Origin of the sequence: Zobellia roscoffensis, assembly GCF_015330165.1 — a bacterium.
Taxonomy (GTDB): domain Bacteria; phylum Bacteroidota; class Bacteroidia; order Flavobacteriales; family Flavobacteriaceae; genus Zobellia; species Zobellia roscoffensis.
The window spans coordinates 3,450,403-3,470,654 of sequence record NZ_JADDXT010000002.1 but is presented as its reverse complement, the minus strand read 5'-3'; the positions used below and the strand labels follow the sequence as shown (position 1 = coordinate 3,470,654).

Sequence of the window (20,252 nt, the reverse complement as noted above, 5' to 3'; positions counted from 1 at the left end):
TTATTGAATTGAAATAGGTTCAAATCTTTTATAATCATACCGGATACCCTCTTCATTCTCTACTGAAAACGTGGTGTCATCTAGTTCTATAAGTTGTTCTGACCACTCACTGAGTTCTGTTTTATAGTCGATAGAAAAACTTTGCTCTTTTTTAGTAATAATGAATGCCTCAGCATCATCTGAAGTTTCATAGGTACCATCTAGTTTTGGTTGCATTTTTTTCCGAAAACCTTCTTCTCCTTCTATTGAAATGTAATCAACACTTGTATTTACGGTGTACTCTTTTACATTACCATCTGGTAAAGTCACCTTAGTAATTTCCCAATAGCCACTTAGCTTACTTAAATCTTCTTTTGAAATGCCCGAAGAACATCCAAAAAACACACCTATAAATCCTATTAAAATAAATTTATTCATCCTTTTCAAAAATCTATTCTTTATAATTTAAACAACTTATACGTTTGGTGTATCTGTTTTACAACCTCCTCCGTACGTTCTGCATGCGTATCACTAATAAAAATCTGTCCAAAATTTTCATTGTTCACCAAAGCTACAATATGTGACACCCGATGTTCATCTAATTTATCAAAAATATCATCTAGTAATAAAATTGGTGTTGTTTTAGATCGAGCTTTTATAAACTGAAACTGGGCAAATTTCAATGCAATCAAGAATGATTTTTGTTGCCCCTGACTCCCAAATTTCTTAATGGGATGCCCTGAAATCTCAAACCCTAAATCGTCTTTATGAACCCCAACCGATGTATACTGCAAGGCTCTATCTTTTTCAACGGCTTTTTCTAAAAGGTTCAACAAATTCTCATTGAGCAACTTACTGTCATAGCCTAAAGATACATTTTCTCGCCCGCCAGAAATAGCAATGTACTGTTCTTTAAAAATAGGAATGAAAGCTTCTAAAAAAGCAACTCGCTTATCAAAAATCTTGGTGCCATAATCACTCAATTGCTCATTGTAAACCGCAAGAGTATCTTTATTAAAGGTATGATTGGCTGCAAAATATTTTAAAAGTGAATTTCTTTGCGCTAACACCTTATTATACTTTATTAAGTCTTGGAGGTACCCTTTATCAGATTGAGAAATTACGCCATCTATAAATTTTCGTCTTGTATCACTACCCTCTATAATAAGGTCACGATCTGCCGGAGAAATTATAACCAAAGGCAACAAACCTATATGGTCGGATAAACGATCATATGCCTTACCATTACGTTTAATAATTTTTTTAGCCCCTCTTTTTAAACTACAGACCACCTTTTCGTCACGTTCATCTTTCTCGAACTCACCTTCAATGACAAAAAAGTCTTCCTCGTGCTTTATATTTTGAGTAGAAACGGGGTTAAAATAGCTCTTCCCAAAGGAAAGATGATATACCGCATCTAACACATTGGTCTTCCCTACTCCGTTCGGTCCCACCATACAATTGATTTTTTTATCGAGTTCTAAATCCTTCGAATCAAAATTTTTGTAGTTAATAAGGGATAATTTCTTTAAAAACATGCGCTATAATTCCAGTTTTGACGGTGCTTGGTTCACAAACCTCAAAAATAACGAATAAATACCTGTTCGGTTTTGGATAAAACCTTTATTTTTGCGCCACCAATAAAATTAGAAAATGGCAACATACAAGAAACGGGGATTTAAACCAAAAGATAAGGTTGAAGAACAAGAGTTTACAGAACAAGACAGCGCAACTGCGGAAGTCTTTAGTACGTTAGATGAAAGTGCCTCAAAAACCGAAGCTTGGGTAGCCAGCAACCAAAACTATATTCTAGGTATCATTGGCGTTATAGCCGTTGGTGTTCTTGGATATTTAGCATACGCTCAATTTGTAGAGAAGCCTAAAGAGGCGAACGCTGCAAACGAGATGTATTACCCACAACAATATTTTGACCAAGCCCTTAACAGCCCTACTGCAAAAGATTCTTTATACAATCTTGCTTTAAACGGTGCTGAAGGAAAATATGGTTTTCTTGATATTATAGAAGAATACAATGGCACAAAGGCGGCTAACCTAGCGAATTATTCTGCTGGTATGGCATTTTTGAACATGCAAAAATACCAAGAAGCTATTTCTCATCTTGAAAACTTCAGTTCAGAAGATGATATCCTTGGCGCTTTAGCTAAAGGCGGTCTTGGCGATGCTTTTATGCAATTAGGCCAGCCAGAAGATGCTTTAGGATACTATGATAAAGCTATTGCTCATAGTAGCAATAACTACACAGCTCCTAAGTTTTTATACAAAGCTGGTGTTACAGCTCTAGAATTGAACCAGAACGATAAGGCTCTATCTTATTTTCAAAAAATTAAAGAGGAGTATTCATCTTCTGATGAAGCACGTACTGTAGATGCTTTTATAGGAATGGCTAAAACCTCCAATTAATGGCTACGGCAAATAAAAATTTATCAATTTATGATAAGGCAAAAATCCCAAATGCGAAGAACCTTCGGTTTGGGATTGTTGTTTCTGAATGGAATACTGAAATTACGGAAGGTCTATACTCAGGAGCCATTGAAGCGCTTCTAGATTGTGGTGCATTAGAGTCCAATATTCTTCGTTGGGATGTACCTGGTAGTTTTGAATTAACTTTTGGCTGCAAAAAAATGGCAACTACACAAAATGTTGATGCTGTTATAGCCATTGGAAATGTTATTCAAGGGGAGACCAAGCATTTTGATTTTGTTTGTAGCGCTACAGCTCAAGGCATCAAAGACCTGAATGTACAATTAGATACACCCGTAATTTTTTGCGTATTGACAGATAATAACATAGAGCAATCAAGAGAACGTAGTGGCGGTAAACATGGTAACAAAGGTACCGAAGCTGCAATCGCTGCTATTCAAATGGCTATTTTAGGCAAATAATCACCTTAAAACTGCTTCCAAAATCTTGCTATGCAGGTAAGGTGTGCTTCAGAATGAACATGCCAAACACGTGCCTTCCCTCCTATTAAATAGAAATAATGCGCTTATCCAGTACAGAACCCCCTCATCTTGGTGTCTGTTAACAAATTTTGGCAGCGGTAGCACAGCATATTTTTCGATTTTAAGTAACTTTGACGTTCATGGGAATGCTAAGTAAATTTACACGCTTAAAGCGGAGCAAGAAGTTTGAATACAATCCTCGTTATTATGACGATAAGGGCAAAGGCAGTCCGTTTAAAATTGAACCAAAATTCGACCAATACAGAACTACGCTTAACCCTTCAAGAGGTCTGAAGAATAAGTTTGGTAGCGCCATGTCTGATGTAAAACGACAGGGCGATACCAATTTAAAAATACGAATGGCAATCATTTTAGCCATTTTAGTATTGATTGTGCTTTTTATCATAGACTTTGACCTCTCTATATTTTTACCAAAATAATGGCAGATATTATAAAACTTTTACCGGACCATGTTGCCAATCAAATTGCAGCTGGTGAAGTGGTACAACGTCCTGCCTCAGTAGTTAAGGAATTGCTTGAGAATGCCATAGATGCTGGTGCCAACACTATAAAACTAATTATTAAGGATGGAGGTAAGATTCTTATTCAGGTTGTAGATGATGGTCTGGGTATGAGCGCCACAGATGCCCGGTTGAGTTTTGAGCGTCACGCCACCTCTAAAATACAGAAGGCAGAAGACCTTTTTAATTTGAACACCAAAGGTTTTAGAGGTGAAGCTTTAGCTTCTATAGCGGCAATTGCCCATGTAGAAATGCAAACCAAACCCGAAAACGAAGAACTGGGCACCCATCTAAAAATAGAAGGTAGTAAAATCATATTTCAGGAAGCAAGTGTAACGCCAAAAGGAACTTCCATGGCGGTTAAAAACCTATTTTTTAATATTCCTGCAAGGCGTAATTTTCTAAAAAGTAATCAGGTTGAGCTTCGCCATATTACAGATGAATTTCATCGTGTAGCCTTAGCGCACCCAACCATAGCATTTCATTTCTACAATAACGGAAACGAGCTTTTTAACCTTCCTTCTGATAATTACCGAAAACGTATTGTCAATATTTTTGGAACCCGAACCAATCAAAAACTGGTTCCCGTAGAAGAAGAGACTCCAATAGTTAAAATAAGCGGCTTTATTACCAAGCCCGAATTTGCAAAGAAGAGTCGCGGTGAGCAGTTTTTCTTTATTAATAATAGGTTTATAAAAAGCCCCTATCTACATCATGCCGTAGTCGCAGCTTTTGAAGGGCTCATAAAATCAGATAGCTACCCTGGCTATTTCCTTTATCTGGAAGTGGACCCTGGTTCTATAGACATCAATATACACCCAACTAAAACCGAGGTGAAATTTGATGACGAGCATAGTTTGTACGCCATTTTAAGGTCTACGGTAAAGCACAGCTTAGGACAGTTTAACGTTGCCCCTGCTTTAGATTTTGAGCATGACCCAAATTTACAGACACCTTATGATTTTAAAAATAAGTCAGTCATACAACCCAAGGTTTCGGTAGATGCCGCGTTTAATCCTTTTCAGGAAGCTAAAAGCACACCTTCCACACCTCGTAATCCTGGCTATAAAAAACAGGAAACGAAAAGCTGGGAAAGTTTGTATGTTGGTTTGGAGTCAAAAATGGGCGCCGAAGATGATTTGGGCAGTATAAGCTTTGAATCTGACACAATTACAGGTTCTATTTTTGAAGGTGAAAAAGAAACTACGGAACCTGTTACGACTACTTTTCAAATTAGAAGAAAGTACATTGTTACAACTATAAAATCGGGCATGGTGGTTATAGACCAAAGCCGTGCTCACCAAAGAGTTCTTTATGAAAAATTCTTAAATAATAGCACTGTAAAACAAGCAGTTAGCCAACAATTACTATTCCCATTGCATCTCACATTTTCAAAGTCAGAAATTAATGCACTTCAGGAAATTGAAGATATTCTAGTTTCCATTGGTTTTATATTCGACAAGATTGAAGGAGAATCTATTACGGTAACCGGAGTACCTTTATTGGTGGCAGAAAGCGAAGTTGGCATGATATTAGACCAATTGATTTCTGATTACCAACAAGAACTAACGGACGAAAGTTTTTCTCATACAGATATCCTTTCTAAAACTTTAGCAAAAACATTGGCGGTCAAAACTGGAGAAACACTGGACAATGCTTCTCAAATTGCCCTTGTAAACGACTTGTTCGCTTGTAAGGAATCTATGGTGAGTCCGTTTAATAAACCGGTATACATCACCATTACCGAAAATGACATTGACAAAAAATTTATTTAGATGGGAAGATTGACCGACGCCATAAAGCACTTGCTCATAATAAACATTCTGTTTTTTGTGGCCACTTCTTTATATGGCGACCAAATGTACCAATGGTTTTCACTTTGGTTTCCAAAGAATGAAAATTTTGCATTTTACCAGATTGTAACCCATATGTTTATGCATGGTGGCTTTATGCATATAGCCTTTAACATGTATGCCTTATGGGCCTTTGGCACACCTCTTGAGCAAATTTGGGGTCGTAACAAATTTTTATTTTTCTATTTTTCAGCAGGTCTTGGCTCAGCATTAATTCATACCGGAGTAAATTACTTTTATTTTAACGAAGGTATGCAAGCACTCGTTAGCAGTGGTATGACCGAAAGTAACGTACTAGAAATTATATCTGCCGGTCAATACAGCCCAGATTGGTATAATATTGCTTCGAAAAGTACAATCGACAATTTTTTATCAGCATATAACACTCCTGCCGTAGGAGCATCAGGAGCAATTTATGGGGTTTTAGTTGCTTTTGGAATGATGTTCCCTAACAGCGAATTGTTCTTAATGTTCATTCCCGTTCCTGTAAAAGCAAAATATTTTATTCCTGTTTTAATAGGATTGGATTTATTTTCAGGAGTAACAGGATACAGTCTTTTTGGTCAAGGTATTGCGCATTTTGCCCATATTGGAGGCGCTCTTTTCGGCTTCTTGATGATGTGGTATTGGAAAAAAAATCAGTTTAACAATAACCGCTGGGATTAGTATGACAAACGGAGACTTAAAATATCAATATGCACGATTGAGCGTTTCTGAAAAGCTCATAGCCATTAACGTTCTTGTTTTTATCGTTATGGGTCTTATTACAGCGCTTATAAGCCCAAGCGTTGAAAATTGGTTCGCCCTACCCAAGGATTTTTTCGACTTTCTAATGCAACCTTGGTCTATTGTGACCTATTCGTTCTTGCACGGAGGTATTTTTCATATTCTCTGGAACATGTACGTACTCTACGTAGCAGGACGTATTTTACTCAACCTTTTTGATGGCAGACGATTCTTGAACATTTACTTTTTAGGAGTCATTCTAGGCGGACTTTTATTCCTTTTAAGCTACAATATTTTCCCCTCGCTTATTGGTGTTAATGCCTCGCTCATAGGAGCGTCGGCAGGAGTTATGGCCGTACTTATTTTTGTGTGCACCTATATTCCCAATCAAGAAGTACGTCTTTTTGTTTTTAACGTAAAACTTTGGCAAATAGGTCTTTTTGTGGTACTAATGGATTTAGTTCAAATTCCTATGGGCGGTAATGTTGGTGGGCGGATAGCCCATTTAGGAGGTGCACTTTTAGGCTATATGTATGCAAGACAATTATTCAATGGAAGGGATATAGGAGAAGGATTTTCAAACTTTATCGATGCCATAGCCAACCTTTTTAAAAAGAGCGAAAAGAAAGCGCCCATGAAAACGGTTTACAAAAACAAACAAGCTACGGCACGCAAACAAGCCAACCACGATAAAGAAACTCACCAGAAAAAAATTGACGCTATTTTAGATAAAATCAGCAAATCTGGATATGAAAGTCTTTCTAAAGCTGAAAAGGACTTTCTATTCAAGGCTGGCAAGGAAGACTAATACATGAGGGGACTTTCGTTTTTTAATAAAATTCTCTTTTTTATAAATATCATTGTCGCAGTTACACTTCTAGTTGCGTGCGCAGTACCCTACCTTTCTTTAGAAATTTTTCCTTTTCTTTCCATATTAAGCTTAGGTGTACCCGCTCTAGTTGTTGCCAACACTGTCTTTTTTCTATATTGGCTTTTAGGCCTTAAAAAGCAAACCTTTACCTCATTGTTTGTTCTAGTCTTTGGATATTTTATTCTGGGTACATTTATCAAGTTTTCTCCCAAAGCCGTTGATTTTAATGAGGATGAACTAAAAGTAATGACGTTTAATGTACGAGGTTTCAATAAGTACAATTTTTTAGATAACGATAGCATTCCCCAAGAAATAAAGAACTTGGTACGGCAGGAAAGTCCTGATATTATTTCCTTTCAAGAGGTGGGTTATGATATGGAGGAAAATTATTTAGATTATCCGTATCATCATCTAGAGCGTATATATTCTGGCGAAAAGGTACACATGGGTATCTTTTCAAAATATCCGATTGTTAAGGCAGAAATCATAAATTTTCCCAACAGCATCAATAACGGGTCTTATGTGGATATTCTTTATAAAGGCGATACACTACGCCTCTACAACTTACACATGCAATCCCTTGGCATTACTCCCGGAACCGGAGTTTTGCGCTCACAGTCCTCAGAGAGACTTTTGAGGCGTATGACCAGTAAATTTAAAAAACAACAGCAACAAGCCCAGATTATAGCCGAGCATAAGGCAAAAAGCCCATACAAAACTTTAGTTTGCGGCGATTTTAACAACACTCAATTTTCATCTGTATATCATACCATTAAGGGCGATATGCAAGATACTTTTATTGAAAAAGGTTCTGGCTACGGACGTACTTACAACTTCTTAAAAATTCCTATCCGTATTGATTTCATTTTGGCCGATGATAATTTTGAAGTAATGGCCCACAAGAATTATGACCAAAAATTATCGGACCATTTTCCGGTCATGGCCTCATTTCGACTGAAACATTAGCCAGCAATCGGTAATATCCGCCACAATATGAATCATTAAGGCCAACCCGTAAATTCTCGTTTTCTTAAAAAACAACAATCCAACATAAATGGCAATGGCCCAATAGCTATGTAAGGGATGAAAACCGACACTACAGCGGTCTGGAGCAAAAATAGGGGTAGCCAACAGATGGTCTACATCAATTAAAATACCAGCCAAAAGTATCACAATTGCTTTCACTCGATACTCTTTATAGAAATACCAACCAACAACTATGGGCACTATAAAATGTATACCGTAGTGAACCAGAAATCTAAACATCTAAAAAACTAAGTTTTTGATTTTTTAAATAACCCACTGCATTGGTTCCCTCGTTAAAAAGCACGTCTAGAATACTAGCATTGGGGACAAAGTCATTCCTGTCAGAAAAAACCTGAGTATATTCTTCCTGATTAAAGTTCAATTTGGTTTTTGCATCAACTAGAAAGCGACCATCAAAAAGATGTTCAGGTTTTGTTTCGTAAACCGTTGTTCTATCCTTTGGCATATCCATCTGAAGACAATCACAAATAGTTTCTATGGTCAGCAGGTTAAAATCCATCAGAAATTTATACTCCTTTTCATAAAGTGGTGCAATTTCATCCTCATAAAACTCAAAAAAAGGAGACGTTCTATACGCTGTTTGCATAGACCGCCAATGTTGACGTTGCCAATGATAGGCATTCTCCAATTTAACATCCCTATATTTTTGTTTGCCTTGCCCCTTGCCAATATGCTGAATAGGGATACTCAACATTTGTTTACCCAAATCATTACAGACATATGCTCTATTACGGTATGTTTGTTTCTGAAAATTATCTTGAACCTCCCAGCAAACGTCATGTTGAGCTATGGTAGAAAATGTGGCAACATCCGGAATATACGCTGGGCTTAAAAGAATCGTCAATGCTATTGTCTTTTTAAATCTGTTATTTTAAAATACCTGAGGAATATATTTCAGCAAAATACGAACCCCCACCACAAAAACCAATAGGGCCGTAACCCTTTTAATTCCTTTAGGCGTCAATCTTTTTAAACTAATCCGTATTCCCAATTGCCCTCCTACCAAAACGGAGACCACAAGCGCCAATGTTTCTTTCCAAGGTAACTCTAACATACCTCCTTGAACCAGTCCCGCTAGGCCCGAAATAGAATTCACCAATATAAAAAAACTAGCTAATGCGGCAATTTTAATCGATTTATCCCATTTAAGGTGATTTAAAATAGGTGCCAAAAAAATACCTCCTCCAATACCGACAAGTCCCGACAAAAGCCCTATTCCACCTCCTAAAACATAGGTCAAAAACTTAGGGTAATTGGCTGTCTTTTCAGAAGTTTCCCTCTTAGAAAAAGTCTGTGATGCCAAAAAAATGGCAGAAGTAACCAGTGAAAAGCCCAGTAAAAGAAAGAAAACATGCTCTTCTAACCGAAAAGAAGCACCAATGAATGCCAACGGAATACTGGTTAGCACAAAAGGCAAAAAATCTTTTAGTTTGGCGTGACCATTTTTAAAATATAGATACGTACTACCTGATACCACCACCAAATTACAAATTAAGGCAATAGATCTAATGGCAAAAAAACCTCCTAAGAAAAGTGTTAATAAAGCTAAATAACTAGATCCGCCACCAAATCCAACCGAAGAATACAAAGTAGCTACAATAAAAAAACCCACGCACAGGAGCACTAGGTTTTCAGTACTTAACAACATATTTAGAAATTTCGTTCATTCCTCCTTCAACATTGATCAAATTGGCATTAGCATAAACACCTTCCAAAAATTCAACGCCCTTACGACTCCTCACTCCTGACTGGCAAACCACATAAACCGGTACTTTAAATGAAATTTCATTGTGTCTTTCATTCAGTTCGGATAATGGAATATTCTTTGCAAACGACAAGTGGTTTCTCTCAAACTCCGTTGGCGTACGGACGTCTATAAGTTGCACCTCGTCTTTTTCAATAATCTTATGAAAAGTTTCCGAAGAAATAGAACTTACTGGTACTTCGCAATCAAAATCGTAACTATCTTGAAGTGTTTTTATATTCAAGTTATCTGGATTCACCGCAAAGCGGATTTTCTGAAAATTATTTGATAACCCATCACAAAGTAGCAATTTACCTGATAAGGTCTCCCCTATTCCCGTAATCATTTTCACCACCTCTAAAGCTTGAAAGTTACCAATGATTCCGGGTACAATACCCAAAACGCCATTTTCGTTGCAATTAGGCACCTCATCCGCTTTTGGCATCTCAGGAAAAAGACAACGATAGGTAGGTCCTCCTTCAAAATTAAAAACGCTAACTTGCCCCTCAAAACTATGCAATGCCCCATAAACAAAGGGCTTATTTAAAATCACACAGGCGTCGTTCACTAAATATCTTGTAGGGAAATTATCGGAAGCATCAACCACTAGGTCGTAATGGGCAATAATTTCGAGTGCATTTTCACGTGTTAAAAACGTTTCGTGGGCAATGATTTCCGTCTCCGAGTTCTGCTCTTTCAATTTTTGGACCGCAACCGCAACTTTTGGATTATCGACATCCTTTTCAGCATACAAAACCTGGCGGTGCAAGTTGGATAACGAAACCACATCATTATCTACAATACCCAAAGTTCCCACACCCATGGCGTTCAAATAGGTCAACACAGGAACTCCAAGTCCGCCGGCCCCAACAACCAAAACCTTGGCCGCTTGCAGCTTCAATTGGGCTTCCATCCCAAACTCTTTTAAAATGGTTTGTCGGTCGTAGCGTTCAGTGTTCATTCCACTGCTAATTTCACGATGGCTTCCTTATATTCCTCCTCTGAATTGGCATTTAGAAGTACATTAGGGTTATCAGGAAAAACCAATTTTACATCACTATTAATTAAATATTTTCTTGGACAAGTTCCATTACCACTTGCTAAGTAAGAAATGCTTTCTTCAAAAGCCTTAGGCTCCCAAATAGCACAAAGCGGCTCCGGTAACGGGTCTTCTTTTTGAGCAAAAGAAGTAGCTATTTTATTGGGGTCGCGTGCCGCAATCAACTCTTGTAATGCCAAGAGATCCATTAACGGAAGGTCACAAGCCAATACCAACCACGCAGCATCAGGATGCTGCAGGTGTGCGGACAAAAGCCCGTTGTACGGCCCTTTATAGGTATTCTCGTCTACCACAGTTTCCATATCATCCGAAAATTCACCCTGTTGTTCCGGCCTGATACTCATAAAAGTTTTTTCACAAACCCTACCCAACAAATTATATAGATAGTCACGCTGTGGCATTCCGTGATACGGTATCAGCCCTTTATCTTTTCCCATTCGGGTGCTTTTTCCACCAGCAAGCACCAAACCGTATATTTTAGGACCTATAATCATTCTTTCCTCCTGTTTTTTGTTTCAATTGAACATCAGTGATCTTAACATCATGAGAAAGTGCTTTGCACATATCGTAGATTGTTAATGCACTTACAGAAACCCCGGTTAAAGCCTCCATTTCAACCCCTGTTTTTTCCGTACATTTTACTGTACAGTTAATTTCTAAAGATTGCCCGCTTGGAACAATATCTATCTGAACTTTTGATAAGTTAATTTGATGACAAAGCGGAATTAACTCAGATGTTTTTTTGACCGCCTGAATACCTGCAATAACCGCTGTCTGGATTATGCTTCCCTTCTTTCCTAAAAAATCCTGTCCTGCCAGAGTATCAAAAACCTCTTTAGGGAATTCTACCCTACCTGAAGCCATGGCCATTCTAGCCGTTTCTTTTTTCTCGGATACGTCTACCATTGCCGCGTTACCCGAAGCATCAATATGTGAGAGTTTTTTTTCCATAAACCTATCCTCCTATTGAAGTCATTGAATTGGCGAAAACGCCTTTGTATTTCTCCTGTGCCTCAAAACCTGTTTTAGAACGGCTTCCTATCGCTTTTAAAATACTCTCCTTAATTTTTTCTTCCGAACCTTCACTTCTGAAAATATCACGAATATTCATACTAGGTTGGGCATAGAGACAAGTAATAACATCTCCCGTAGCAGAAACCCGTAAACGATTACAGGAACCACAAAACGTTCTACTAAATGAAGGAATTACACCAAAAGAACCTTTATAACCAGGTATTTTATAATTAATGGAGGTAGACGTTTTAGGGGACGGCAACTCATAATAATCAGGATGCGCCTCTTTTACATAACTTAATATACGCTTATAGTCCCACGCAATGCTTTCAAACTTCTTACTGCCTCCATTAAATGGCATTTCTTCCAAAAAGCGGACAGATACCTCATAGTGTTTGGTAAGTTCCAGCATAGGTAGAATATCTTCCGTATTCTGACCTTCCAATGCGATAAAATTGATACGCACATTAAAACCTTCGGTAATTAGCCTAATGATATTGTTATGTACTGTATCATACTGGTTACGACGGGTAATTTTCTCAAAAGTTTCCTTATTAATGGCATCCATACTCACATTGATGTTCTTAATACCCAACTCTTTGAGTTCATCAATATATGGCCCAATCAGCGTAGCATTTGTAGTAACGGAAATATCGTTCAATCCTTTCATTTGAGACAGATTGCGCATAAGCACCATCAAATCTTTACGAACAAAAGGTTCTCCTCCCGTAATACGTATTTTGTCCACACCCTGCGATACTAAAATTTCGCTTAAACGAGAGAGTTCCTCTATTTTAAAAAGCTTATCGTTTTTAGCAAAGTTTATTCCCTCTGCAGGCATACAATAATTACAACGTAGGTTGCAACGATCGGTAACCGCTAAGCGAACGTAATTAATAGTTCTATTGTGATTATCTATCAGCATATATTGTTCCTTCTCATTTCATTTTCGGTAACTGCAATGCGTTACATCTATTACTTTTAATATCAAAAGTATAAACTACCCGCCACTTACGGGAGGGATTACAGCAACTTCGTCTCCTCTATTTAAATCCATGCCATCTTCTGCATACTCACTATTTACCGCTATCGCTAAAGAAGAAAGCTTCCCGAAATCCGGAAAGCTATTTTTTAATTTCTGCTTCAACTCTAAAACAGATTTAGGCACTTCATCCCCCTCCTCAAAACGAAAGGATGACCTACCTACTATATCTTTGGCAATACCAAATAACAAGACCTCCATATTCAAATAAAATTTTGAAGATACAAGGTACTATAAAAAATAGGAAATCTTAAGGTTTTAAGATGACTTTTGCATTTCCCGGGACGGCATAAAACGCATCAGGTTTTGAGCCTTCATGAAGAGAACTATTTTCAAAAACAACGGTTTTTCTAGGCTCTTTTATTGTTTTTCCATCATTTACATGCCAAGTGATGGATTTAGGTAATTTAACCCCATCAACACCTTCCCAATCATTATAACGAATAAAGCTCAATTTGTCTGATTTTTCATCTGTTCCAAAGGTAAAGGTATATGCCAACCAAGCCATTTCGTGCGATTCTGAATCATAGTACAAATAATAATCATCTTTAGAGGAAGCCCCTACCCCATCATTATAGGATATATGAATTCCCGGGTAGTTTTTACCCTCATACTCCAGGTCTTCTGCAACTTCATATTTTATACCGGGATCTGCCAAAACAAAAGGCATGGCATAAAAATAAAACATAAGATTATGATACAGCGCCGCATTCCCTTTATAGGCTTTTTGCTCATCCAACAACCAAGCATCTTTACCGTTAAAACCTAATGTAACCGGAGGAATCTCAATTTTATCCTTTCTGCTATACAAGTCTACCGTATGCGTTTCGTTTCCGCTAGGCTTAACGATTTCAAAAGTTAAAGTACGTTTGCTCTTGAAGTTTTTAAGGCCTCCGTGAGCATCAAAAACTTCAATCAATGCCTCCGGATAATTATTTTCCTGTGCTCTCGTAATTTCAGTTTCCGCTTCAACCGGTTCAACATTATCTTTCTTAGTCGCCTCTTTACAGCTTAGTAAAGTTAGAATGACAAGTGTACTAACAATAATCTTCATGTCTTTATTTTTAGTTTTAGGGAAATAGGTCGCACAATTCCACTTTTATTTACATTTGCGGTATGCACAAAACTAAGCAAATCTCTAGCGTTCAAAATTCCCTGGTAAAGAAAATACTGCTTTTAAAGGAAAAGTCTAGAGAGCGAAAAAAATCGGGTTTATTTATTATTGAAGGCCACCGAGAAATACAACTAGCACTCAAAGGAGGTTATGAATTTGAAACGGTACTATTTCATCCGGAATTAATGAGCGAAGCGGAAACCTCCACACTTTTTGCGAACGGTTCATCCGCAGTAGATTTTATTGAAATAACAAAAGAAGTTTATCAAAAGCTCGCCTATAGACAAACTACGGAAGGTATTTTAGCCATTGTCAAAAGTCAATCTTCCCTATTGACCGACTTACAACTACCCAATAAAAATCCATTAATTCTCGTTGCCGAAGCTCCAGAAAAACCGGGAAACATAGGCGCTTTATTACGTACTGCAGATGCTGCAAATCTTGACGCCGTAATCATTGCCAATCCAAGAACAGACCTTTACAATCCTAATATTATACGTTCTAGTGTAGGTTGCGTTTTTACGAACAACATAGTCACAGGAAGCACTTCCGAAGTTATTGAGTTCCTCAAAAACAAAAATATCAATATTTATTGTGCAGCACTATCAGCATCCGAAAATTATGTTGAAACCAATTTTAAATCCGCATCGGCAATCGTTGTTGGCACCGAAGCAGACGGACTCTCCAAAGAGTGGCTCAATAGCTCAAAACAAAACGTTATCATTCCCATGCAAGGAGAGATAGATTCCATGAACGTATCGGTCTCGGCCGCTATTCTTATCTTTGAAGCAAAAAGGCAGCGGGATTTTAAATAGCCCCTGCAGTATTTTTTATCCAGACCAACCCCAATTCACCTAAAAACAAAAAGTAAATGAGCACATTGTTCTATATCATCATTACTATTCTCGTGCTACAGTTTATTCTAGAGACCGTTCTTGATCGCCTGAACGCCCAACGCTACAATGACCCTGTTCCAGAAGAACTAAACGATGTTTTTGACCAAGCTGAATACAAGAAATCTCAGGAGTACAAAAAGACCAATTACAATTTTGGACTTATAACTTCTAGCTTTTCATTTATATTGACTTTAGGTTTCCTGATTTTTGGAGGTTTTGAGTGGGTAGACCAAATGGTGCGCAGTGTTACTACAGAACCCATTCCCACGGCTCTAATGTTTTTTGGGATTATTATGATAGGAAACGATATTGTTACCGTTCCCTTATCTTACTACTCTACTTTTGTAATAGAGGAAAAATTTGGTTTTAATAAAACTACCAAAAGCACCTTCTTTTTGGACAAAATAAAAGGGTGGCTCATGATGGCCGTTGTTGGCGGAGCTATATTGTCTTTGATTATTTGGTTCTTTCAGTTGACAGGCTCATATTTTTGGATTTACGCTTGGGGGCTAGTAGCCGTATTCTCCATCTTCATGAACCTATTCTACAGTAAAATTATTGTTCCATTATTCAATAAGCAAACCCCATTAGAAGAGGGAAGTTTAAAAACCAAAATAGAGACTTTTGCTAAAAATGTTGGCTTTGAGCTTAACAACATATTTGTTATTGACGGCTCCAAACGATCCACAAAAGCCAATGCCTATTTCTCAGGGTTTGGCAAAGAAAAAAGAGTTACGCTATACGACACCCTAATCAACGATTTAGAGGAAGAGGAAATTGTTGCTGTTCTAGCTCATGAAGTAGGGCATTACAAGAAAAAACATATCATTTTTAACCTAATTGCCTCAGTAGTATTAACAGGTGTTACACTGTTTGTATTATCCTTATTTATTAACAATCCAGCTGTATCCGCAGCCATAGGAGTGTCCCAACCCAGTTTTCATGCGGCACTAATCGGTTTTGCAATTCTATATAGTCCTATTTCAGAAATCACCGGTTTGATTATGAACCATTTTTCAAGAAAATTTGAATATCAGGCAGATGATTATGCCAAAGACACCTATGCGGCGCTACCGTTAATCACCTCGCTCAAAAAACTATCAAAAAATAGCTTGAGCAATCTTACGCCTCATCCTGCATTTGTATTTATGCACTATTCCCACCCTACACTTCTTGACCGAATTCAGAATCTAAAGCGTTAAAACTGACATCGACATTTAAAATTATTACCACTTTAGTCAGAGGCTTAAAAGAGGAATAATTTTTGTTGTACGACTGCTAAGATTGTGCTATTTTTATTTGAATATGACGCAGGAAGCTATAGAAAAGGAAAACAAAGAGATTGCCAAGCAATATAAAGAATTGCTACGCATTAGCTATCAACATCTATCCGATGATGACAAAACGCTGATACGCTCTGCATTTGAGATTGCGGTAGACGCCCATAAAAACCAACGTAGAAAATCTGGTGAAGCCTACATTTTTCACCCCATAGCGGTAGCTAAAATTGTAGCTTCGGAAATTGGGTTAGATGCCACCTCCATTGCCTCTGCCCTACTTCACGATGTTGTAGAAGATACCGAGTATACTCTGGATGATATTGAGCGCATGTTTGGCGAAACCGTAGCCCGTATTGTTGATGGACTTACGAAAATAGCGCACCTTAAAAAGGACATGAGCACTTCGCAACAGGCGGAGAATTTTAGAAAAATGCTACTTACCTTGCATGATGACGTTAGGGTTATCATTATTAAGATTGCAGACAGGTACCATAATATGCTTACGATGGATGCCATGCCAGAGCATAAGCAAGTACAAATGGCTTCCGAAACGCTTTATATTTATGCTCCATTAGCACATCGTATAGGGCTTTACAATATAAAAACAGAGCTAGAAGACCTTAGTTTAAAATATACAGAACCTAATGTTTACAATGGCATTAAGGGTAAAATTGAAGAATCAAAAGAAGAACAGCAAGCTTATATTGATGCCTTTTCTGGTGTAATAGATAAATCTCTAAAAGAAGAGGGATTAAACTATTACATTAAAGGTCGGATGAAATCAATTTTTTCCATCCGAAAAAAGATGAATACGCAGAATGTGACTTTTGACGAAATCTATGACAAATTTGCCATTCGTATCATTTACAAATCTGACCGGCAGAATGAAAAATTCTTAGCTTGGAAGATTTACTCTATTGTAACGGATAACTTTACCCCTAACCCTGTACGACTTAGAGATTGGATATCATCTCCAAAATCTACGGGTTACGAAGCCTTACACATAACGGTTATGGGTCCCAAAGGTAGATGGGTAGAAGTACAAATACGTAGTGAACGTATGCATGAAATTGCAGAAAAAGGATACGCAGCTCACTTTAAATACAAACATGGAGACCAAAAAGAGCAAGGTATAGAAGTATGGCTCAATCGCTTACAAGAAGCACTTGAAAATGCCAATACCAATGCGGTAGATTTTGTTGAAGAATTTAAACTGAATTTATACGCCAAAGAAATTTTTGTTTTCACACCAAAAGGAGAGCTCAAATCTTTACCAAAAGGAGCCACACCGTTAGATTTTGCCTTTAACATACATACAGAAGTAGGTATGCGTACCCGTGGCTCTAAAGTAAATGGAAAGCTCGTACCTCTCAATACAACCCTGCACAGTGGTGATCAAGTAGAAATCATAACTTCTGACCAAGCAAAGCCAAATCAAAACTGGTTGGATTACGCCACAACGGCAAGGGCCAGAGCAAAAATAAAATCTTCGTTAAGAGAAGAGAAAAAATCGGTTGCGGAAGAAGGCAAAGAAATTTTACGTAGAAAATTAAAATCTCAGAAAGTTGCGCTTAATGAGGATTCCATCAATAAAATGGTGACCTTCTTTAAACTAAAGACCAGTCTGGACCTTTTTTACAGGGTAGGTATCGGGTCCATAGACAACCAAATGCTAAAGGAGTTTTCTTCGTCTTATTCTAATGCGTTTATCAGTTTCTTTAAAAATAAGATTCGAAGAAACCCTACCCCCTCAGATGTTCAAAAAGATGAGATTACAACCAAATATGATGTGCTTGTATTTGGTAAGGAAGAGGAGAAACTTGAGTATAAACTTTCTCAATGTTGCAACCCTATTCCTGGAGACCAAGTTTTTGGTTTTGTTAGTGTAAATGAAGGTATCAAGGTTCACAAGAAAAACTGTCCTAACGCTATACAACTACAATCTAACTATGCGTACCGAATTATTAGCGCTAAATGGATTGACTCCAGTCAGGAAGAATTCTTATCCGAAATTCGATTAACCGGAATAGACAACTTAGGTTTGGTAAGTGAGATTACTGAAGTCATATCTGATGATATGCACGTTAACATCAGAAATCTTAATTTTAGTACTGATGGCGGAACTTTTAAAGGCTCCATTACCGTAGTAGTCAAAAATAATGGCATTCTAAAAAAGCTGATGGTGAATCTCAAGAAAATTAACGGAATAGATAAAGTCTCAAGAATTTAGAATTGTAATTAAAATATAACCGTACCTTTGCGGATTGACGAATATAACCCTAGTTATGGCAGCCAACAAAAATCAAGAAATCGTAAAAAACGTTTTCACCACCTTTTTAGAAGAGAACGGGCATAGAAAAACACCCGAACGCTATGCCATACTTCAAGAAATTTATGACAGCGAGGAGCATTTTGACATTGAATCGCTGTACATAAACATGAAGAATAAAAACTACAGGGTAAGTCGCGCTACGCTCTACAATACCATTGAACTTTTATTAGAGTGTAAATTGGTTCGTAAACATCAATTTGGCAAGAACCAAGCACAATACGAGAAATCTTATTTTGATCGCCAACATGATCACGTTATCTTAACGGATACCGGTGAAGTTGTAGAATTTTGCGATCCTCGTATTCAATCAATTAAGAAAACCATTGAGGAAGTTTTTGATATAAAAATCAATACACACTCCCTTTACTTTTATGGTACTCGAAATAAAAAAGAAAACACGAACAGCTAACCAAAATTTTAGATGGCAGTAGATTTATTGTTAGGATTACAGTGGGGAGACGAAGGAAAAGGAAAAATCGTTGACGTACTTACTACAGATTACGACATTATCGCAAGATTCCAAGGAGGTCCAAACGCAGGACACACATTAGAGTTTGATGGTATTAAACACGTTTTACACACAATTCCTTCAGGCATTTTCCACAAAAACGCTTTAAATATTGTAGGTAACGGAGTAGTAATAGACCCGGTAATCTTCAAAAAAGAATTAGACGCATTAAAAAAATTCAATTTAGACATTAAGTCAAAATTGTTCATTTCAAGAAAAGCACACCTAATATTGCCAACGCACCGCTTATTGGATGCTGCTTCTGAAGCATCTAAAGGGAAAGCTAAAATTGGCTCTACCCTAAAGGGAATAGGTCCAACATACATGGACAAAACAGGTCGTAACGGTATGCGTATCGGAGATCTTGAATTGGCTGATTGGAAAGAAAAATACCGCAACTTGGCAAACAAGCACGAAGCCATGATTGCTTATTACAATGTTGACATTCAGTATGATTTGGCTGAATTAGAAAAAGATTTCTTTGAATCTATTGAAGAGTTGAAACAGTTAAGCTTTATTGATAGCGAAGAGTATCTTTACCAAGCACAAAAAAGTGGAAAGAAGATATTGGCAGAAGGCGCACAAGGTTCTTTATTAGATATTGATTTTGGAACGTATCCATTTGTAACTTCTAGTAACACTACTGCTGCAGGTGCCTGTACAGGTCTTGGGGTTGCCCCAAACCAAATAGGCGATGTAAAAGGTATCTTTAAAGCATACACTACAAGAGTGGGTAGTGGTCCTTTTCCAACAGAACTTTTTGATGAAGATGGAGAAACCATGGCTCGTATTGGTAATGAGTTTGGTGCTACTACCGGTCGCCCTAGAAGATGTGGTTGGTTAGACCTGGTTGCCTTAAAGTATGCAGTTATCATTAACGGTGTTACTGAATTAATGATGATGAAAGCCGATGTTTTAAGTGGATTTGATACTTTAAAAATCTGTACCGCTTACAATTATAAAGGCGATAAAATAGAACACCTTCCATTTAATATTGAAGCAGAAAACGTAACACCTATTTACTCAGAAATGAAAGGTTGGAAAGAAGACCTTACTAAAATGAGTAGCGCAGACCAGTTACCGCAATCACTTCAGGCTTACATTGATTTCTTGGAAAAAGAACTAGAAGTGCCTATTAAAATAGTTTCTGTAGGGCCTGACCGTACACAGACTATACACAGATAACCACAGGTTAAAAAGAACTTCGGAATATAAATTTCGATATGTAGTTTAGGATAGTGAGGAAAAATACAAATTTCAGTGCGGTTTGTAATCGTCCTAAATCTATCCTAAACTATATTG

Annotated in this window: 23 protein-coding genes; 12 read left to right on the top strand and 11 right to left on the bottom strand. The window is 37.5% G+C overall.

Features of this window, described 5'->3' with window-relative positions:
- Together IWC72_RS14070 and recF are read right to left on the bottom strand one after the other, a co-directional pair.
- Window positions 1-417 carry a hypothetical protein gene (locus tag IWC72_RS14070; RefSeq protein WP_194530196.1) on the bottom strand — a complete coding sequence of 139 codons (417 nt, stop codon included), beginning with the start codon at window positions 415-417 and terminating at the stop codon, window positions 1-3.
- A gap of 20 nt (window positions 418-437) precedes the next feature.
- The gene (gene recF / locus IWC72_RS14065) at window positions 438-1,517 is read right to left on the bottom strand and encodes a DNA replication/repair protein RecF (protein WP_194530195.1); all 1,080 of its coding nucleotides are present in this window, start codon (window positions 1,515-1,517) and stop codon (window positions 438-440) included.
- A 115-nt stretch (window positions 1,518-1,632) separates the two neighbouring features.
- Between recF and IWC72_RS14060 the strand changes: the two genes are divergently transcribed.
- From IWC72_RS14060 to IWC72_RS14030, 7 genes are all read left to right on the top strand, one after another.
- On the top strand, window positions 1,633-2,400 hold the full coding sequence (locus IWC72_RS14060; protein WP_194526791.1) for a tetratricopeptide repeat protein: 768 nt from the start codon (window positions 1,633-1,635) through the stop codon (window positions 2,398-2,400).
- The gene (ribH, locus tag IWC72_RS14055) at window positions 2,400-2,882 is read left to right on the top strand and encodes a 6,7-dimethyl-8-ribityllumazine synthase (protein WP_194526790.1); all 483 of its coding nucleotides are present in this window, start codon (window positions 2,400-2,402) and stop codon (window positions 2,880-2,882) included. The genes IWC72_RS14060 and ribH overlap by 1 nt, the downstream gene beginning before the upstream one ends.
- A 200-nt stretch (window positions 2,883-3,082) precedes the next feature.
- A complete protein-coding gene (locus IWC72_RS14050; protein WP_194526789.1) occupies window positions 3,083-3,382 on the top strand; it encodes a riboflavin synthase subunit beta in 300 nt (99 codons plus the stop codon).
- Complete coding sequence (gene mutL / locus IWC72_RS14045; protein ID WP_194530194.1) at window positions 3,382-5,238, top strand: DNA mismatch repair endonuclease MutL; 1,857 nt, start codon at window positions 3,382-3,384, stop codon at window positions 5,236-5,238. Before IWC72_RS14050 ends, mutL begins: the two co-directional genes overlap by 1 nt.
- Window positions 5,239-5,982 carry a rhomboid family intramembrane serine protease gene (locus tag IWC72_RS14040; RefSeq protein ID WP_194530193.1) on the top strand — a complete coding sequence of 248 codons (744 nt, stop codon included), beginning with the start codon at window positions 5,239-5,241 and terminating at the stop codon, window positions 5,980-5,982.
- Window position 5,983: 1 nt separating this feature from the next.
- Window positions 5,984-6,850 carry a rhomboid family protein gene (locus IWC72_RS14035; RefSeq protein ID WP_194526786.1) on the top strand — a complete coding sequence of 289 codons (867 nt, stop codon included), beginning with the start codon at window positions 5,984-5,986 and terminating at the stop codon, window positions 6,848-6,850.
- 216 nt (window positions 6,851-7,066) lie between these two features.
- Window positions 7,067-7,879: an endonuclease/exonuclease/phosphatase family protein gene (locus IWC72_RS14030; protein ID WP_226979575.1), complete on the top strand. Its 813-nt coding sequence runs from the start codon at window positions 7,067-7,069 to the stop codon at window positions 7,877-7,879.
- On the opposite strand, the gene IWC72_RS14025 is transcribed toward IWC72_RS14030, so the two are convergent.
- From IWC72_RS14025 to IWC72_RS13985, 9 genes are all read right to left on the bottom strand, one after another.
- Complete coding sequence (locus tag IWC72_RS14025; protein ID WP_194530192.1) at window positions 7,859-8,179, bottom strand: DUF6122 family protein; 321 nt, start codon at window positions 8,177-8,179, stop codon at window positions 7,859-7,861. The genes IWC72_RS14030 and IWC72_RS14025 overlap by 21 nt on opposite strands.
- Window positions 8,172-8,804 carry a WbqC family protein gene (locus tag IWC72_RS14020; RefSeq protein ID WP_194530191.1) on the bottom strand — a complete coding sequence of 211 codons (633 nt, stop codon included), beginning with the start codon at window positions 8,802-8,804 and terminating at the stop codon, window positions 8,172-8,174. The genes IWC72_RS14025 and IWC72_RS14020 overlap by 8 nt, the downstream gene beginning before the upstream one ends.
- A 27-nt stretch (window positions 8,805-8,831) precedes the next feature.
- Window positions 8,832-9,608, bottom strand: coding sequence for a sulfite exporter TauE/SafE family protein (locus tag IWC72_RS14015; protein WP_194530190.1), 777 nt, complete (start codon window positions 9,606-9,608; stop codon window positions 8,832-8,834).
- Window positions 9,592-10,665 (bottom strand): HesA/MoeB/ThiF family protein, encoded by a 1,074-nt coding sequence (gene moeB / locus IWC72_RS14010; RefSeq protein WP_194530189.1) that lies wholly within the window; start codon window positions 10,663-10,665, stop codon window positions 9,592-9,594. The genes IWC72_RS14015 and moeB overlap by 17 nt, the downstream gene beginning before the upstream one ends.
- Window positions 10,662-11,258, bottom strand: coding sequence for an NTP transferase domain-containing protein (locus tag IWC72_RS14005; protein WP_194530188.1), 597 nt, complete (start codon window positions 11,256-11,258; stop codon window positions 10,662-10,664). Before IWC72_RS14005 ends, moeB begins: the two co-directional genes overlap by 4 nt.
- Window positions 11,242-11,715 (bottom strand): cyclic pyranopterin monophosphate synthase MoaC, encoded by a 474-nt coding sequence (gene moaC, locus IWC72_RS14000; protein WP_194530187.1) that lies wholly within the window; start codon window positions 11,713-11,715, stop codon window positions 11,242-11,244. Before moaC ends, IWC72_RS14005 begins: the two co-directional genes overlap by 17 nt.
- A 4-nt stretch (window positions 11,716-11,719) precedes the next feature.
- Window positions 11,720-12,703, bottom strand: coding sequence for a GTP 3',8-cyclase MoaA (gene moaA / locus IWC72_RS13995; protein ID WP_194530186.1), 984 nt, complete (start codon window positions 12,701-12,703; stop codon window positions 11,720-11,722).
- A 75-nt stretch (window positions 12,704-12,778) separates the two neighbouring features.
- The gene (locus IWC72_RS13990; RefSeq protein WP_194526777.1) at window positions 12,779-13,021 is read right to left on the bottom strand and encodes a MoaD/ThiS family protein; all 243 of its coding nucleotides are present in this window, start codon (window positions 13,019-13,021) and stop codon (window positions 12,779-12,781) included.
- 49 nt (window positions 13,022-13,070) lie between these two features.
- Entirely contained in the window at window positions 13,071-13,874 is an 804-nt protein-coding gene (locus IWC72_RS13985; RefSeq protein WP_194530185.1) for a DUF6503 family protein, read from the bottom strand.
- Window positions 13,875-13,936: 62 nt separating this feature from the next.
- Here IWC72_RS13985 and IWC72_RS13980 point away from each other — a divergent pair, with 62 nt between their 5' ends.
- The 5 genes from IWC72_RS13980 (at window position 13,937) to IWC72_RS13960 (ending at window position 20,135) form a co-directional block, all read left to right on the top strand.
- Window positions 13,937-14,749 (top strand): TrmH family RNA methyltransferase, encoded by an 813-nt coding sequence (locus IWC72_RS13980; RefSeq protein ID WP_194530184.1) that lies wholly within the window; start codon window positions 13,937-13,939, stop codon window positions 14,747-14,749.
- 56 nt (window positions 14,750-14,805) lie between these two features.
- A complete protein-coding gene (locus IWC72_RS13975) occupies window positions 14,806-16,032 on the top strand; it encodes a M48 family metallopeptidase (protein ID WP_194530183.1) in 1,227 nt (408 codons plus the stop codon).
- Window positions 16,033-16,135: 103 nt separating this feature from the next.
- Window positions 16,136-18,340 carry a RelA/SpoT family protein gene (locus IWC72_RS13970; protein WP_194530182.1) on the top strand — a complete coding sequence of 735 codons (2,205 nt, stop codon included), beginning with the start codon at window positions 16,136-16,138 and terminating at the stop codon, window positions 18,338-18,340.
- Between the two features lie 55 nt (window positions 18,341-18,395).
- On the top strand, window positions 18,396-18,851 hold the full coding sequence (locus IWC72_RS13965; RefSeq protein WP_194526772.1) for a Fur family transcriptional regulator: 456 nt from the start codon (window positions 18,396-18,398) through the stop codon (window positions 18,849-18,851).
- A gap of 12 nt (window positions 18,852-18,863) precedes the next feature.
- Window positions 18,864-20,135, top strand: a complete 1,272-nt coding sequence (locus IWC72_RS13960) for an adenylosuccinate synthase (RefSeq protein ID WP_194526771.1) — start codon at window positions 18,864-18,866, stop codon at window positions 20,133-20,135.
- Window positions 20,136-20,252: the final 117 nt, after the last annotated feature.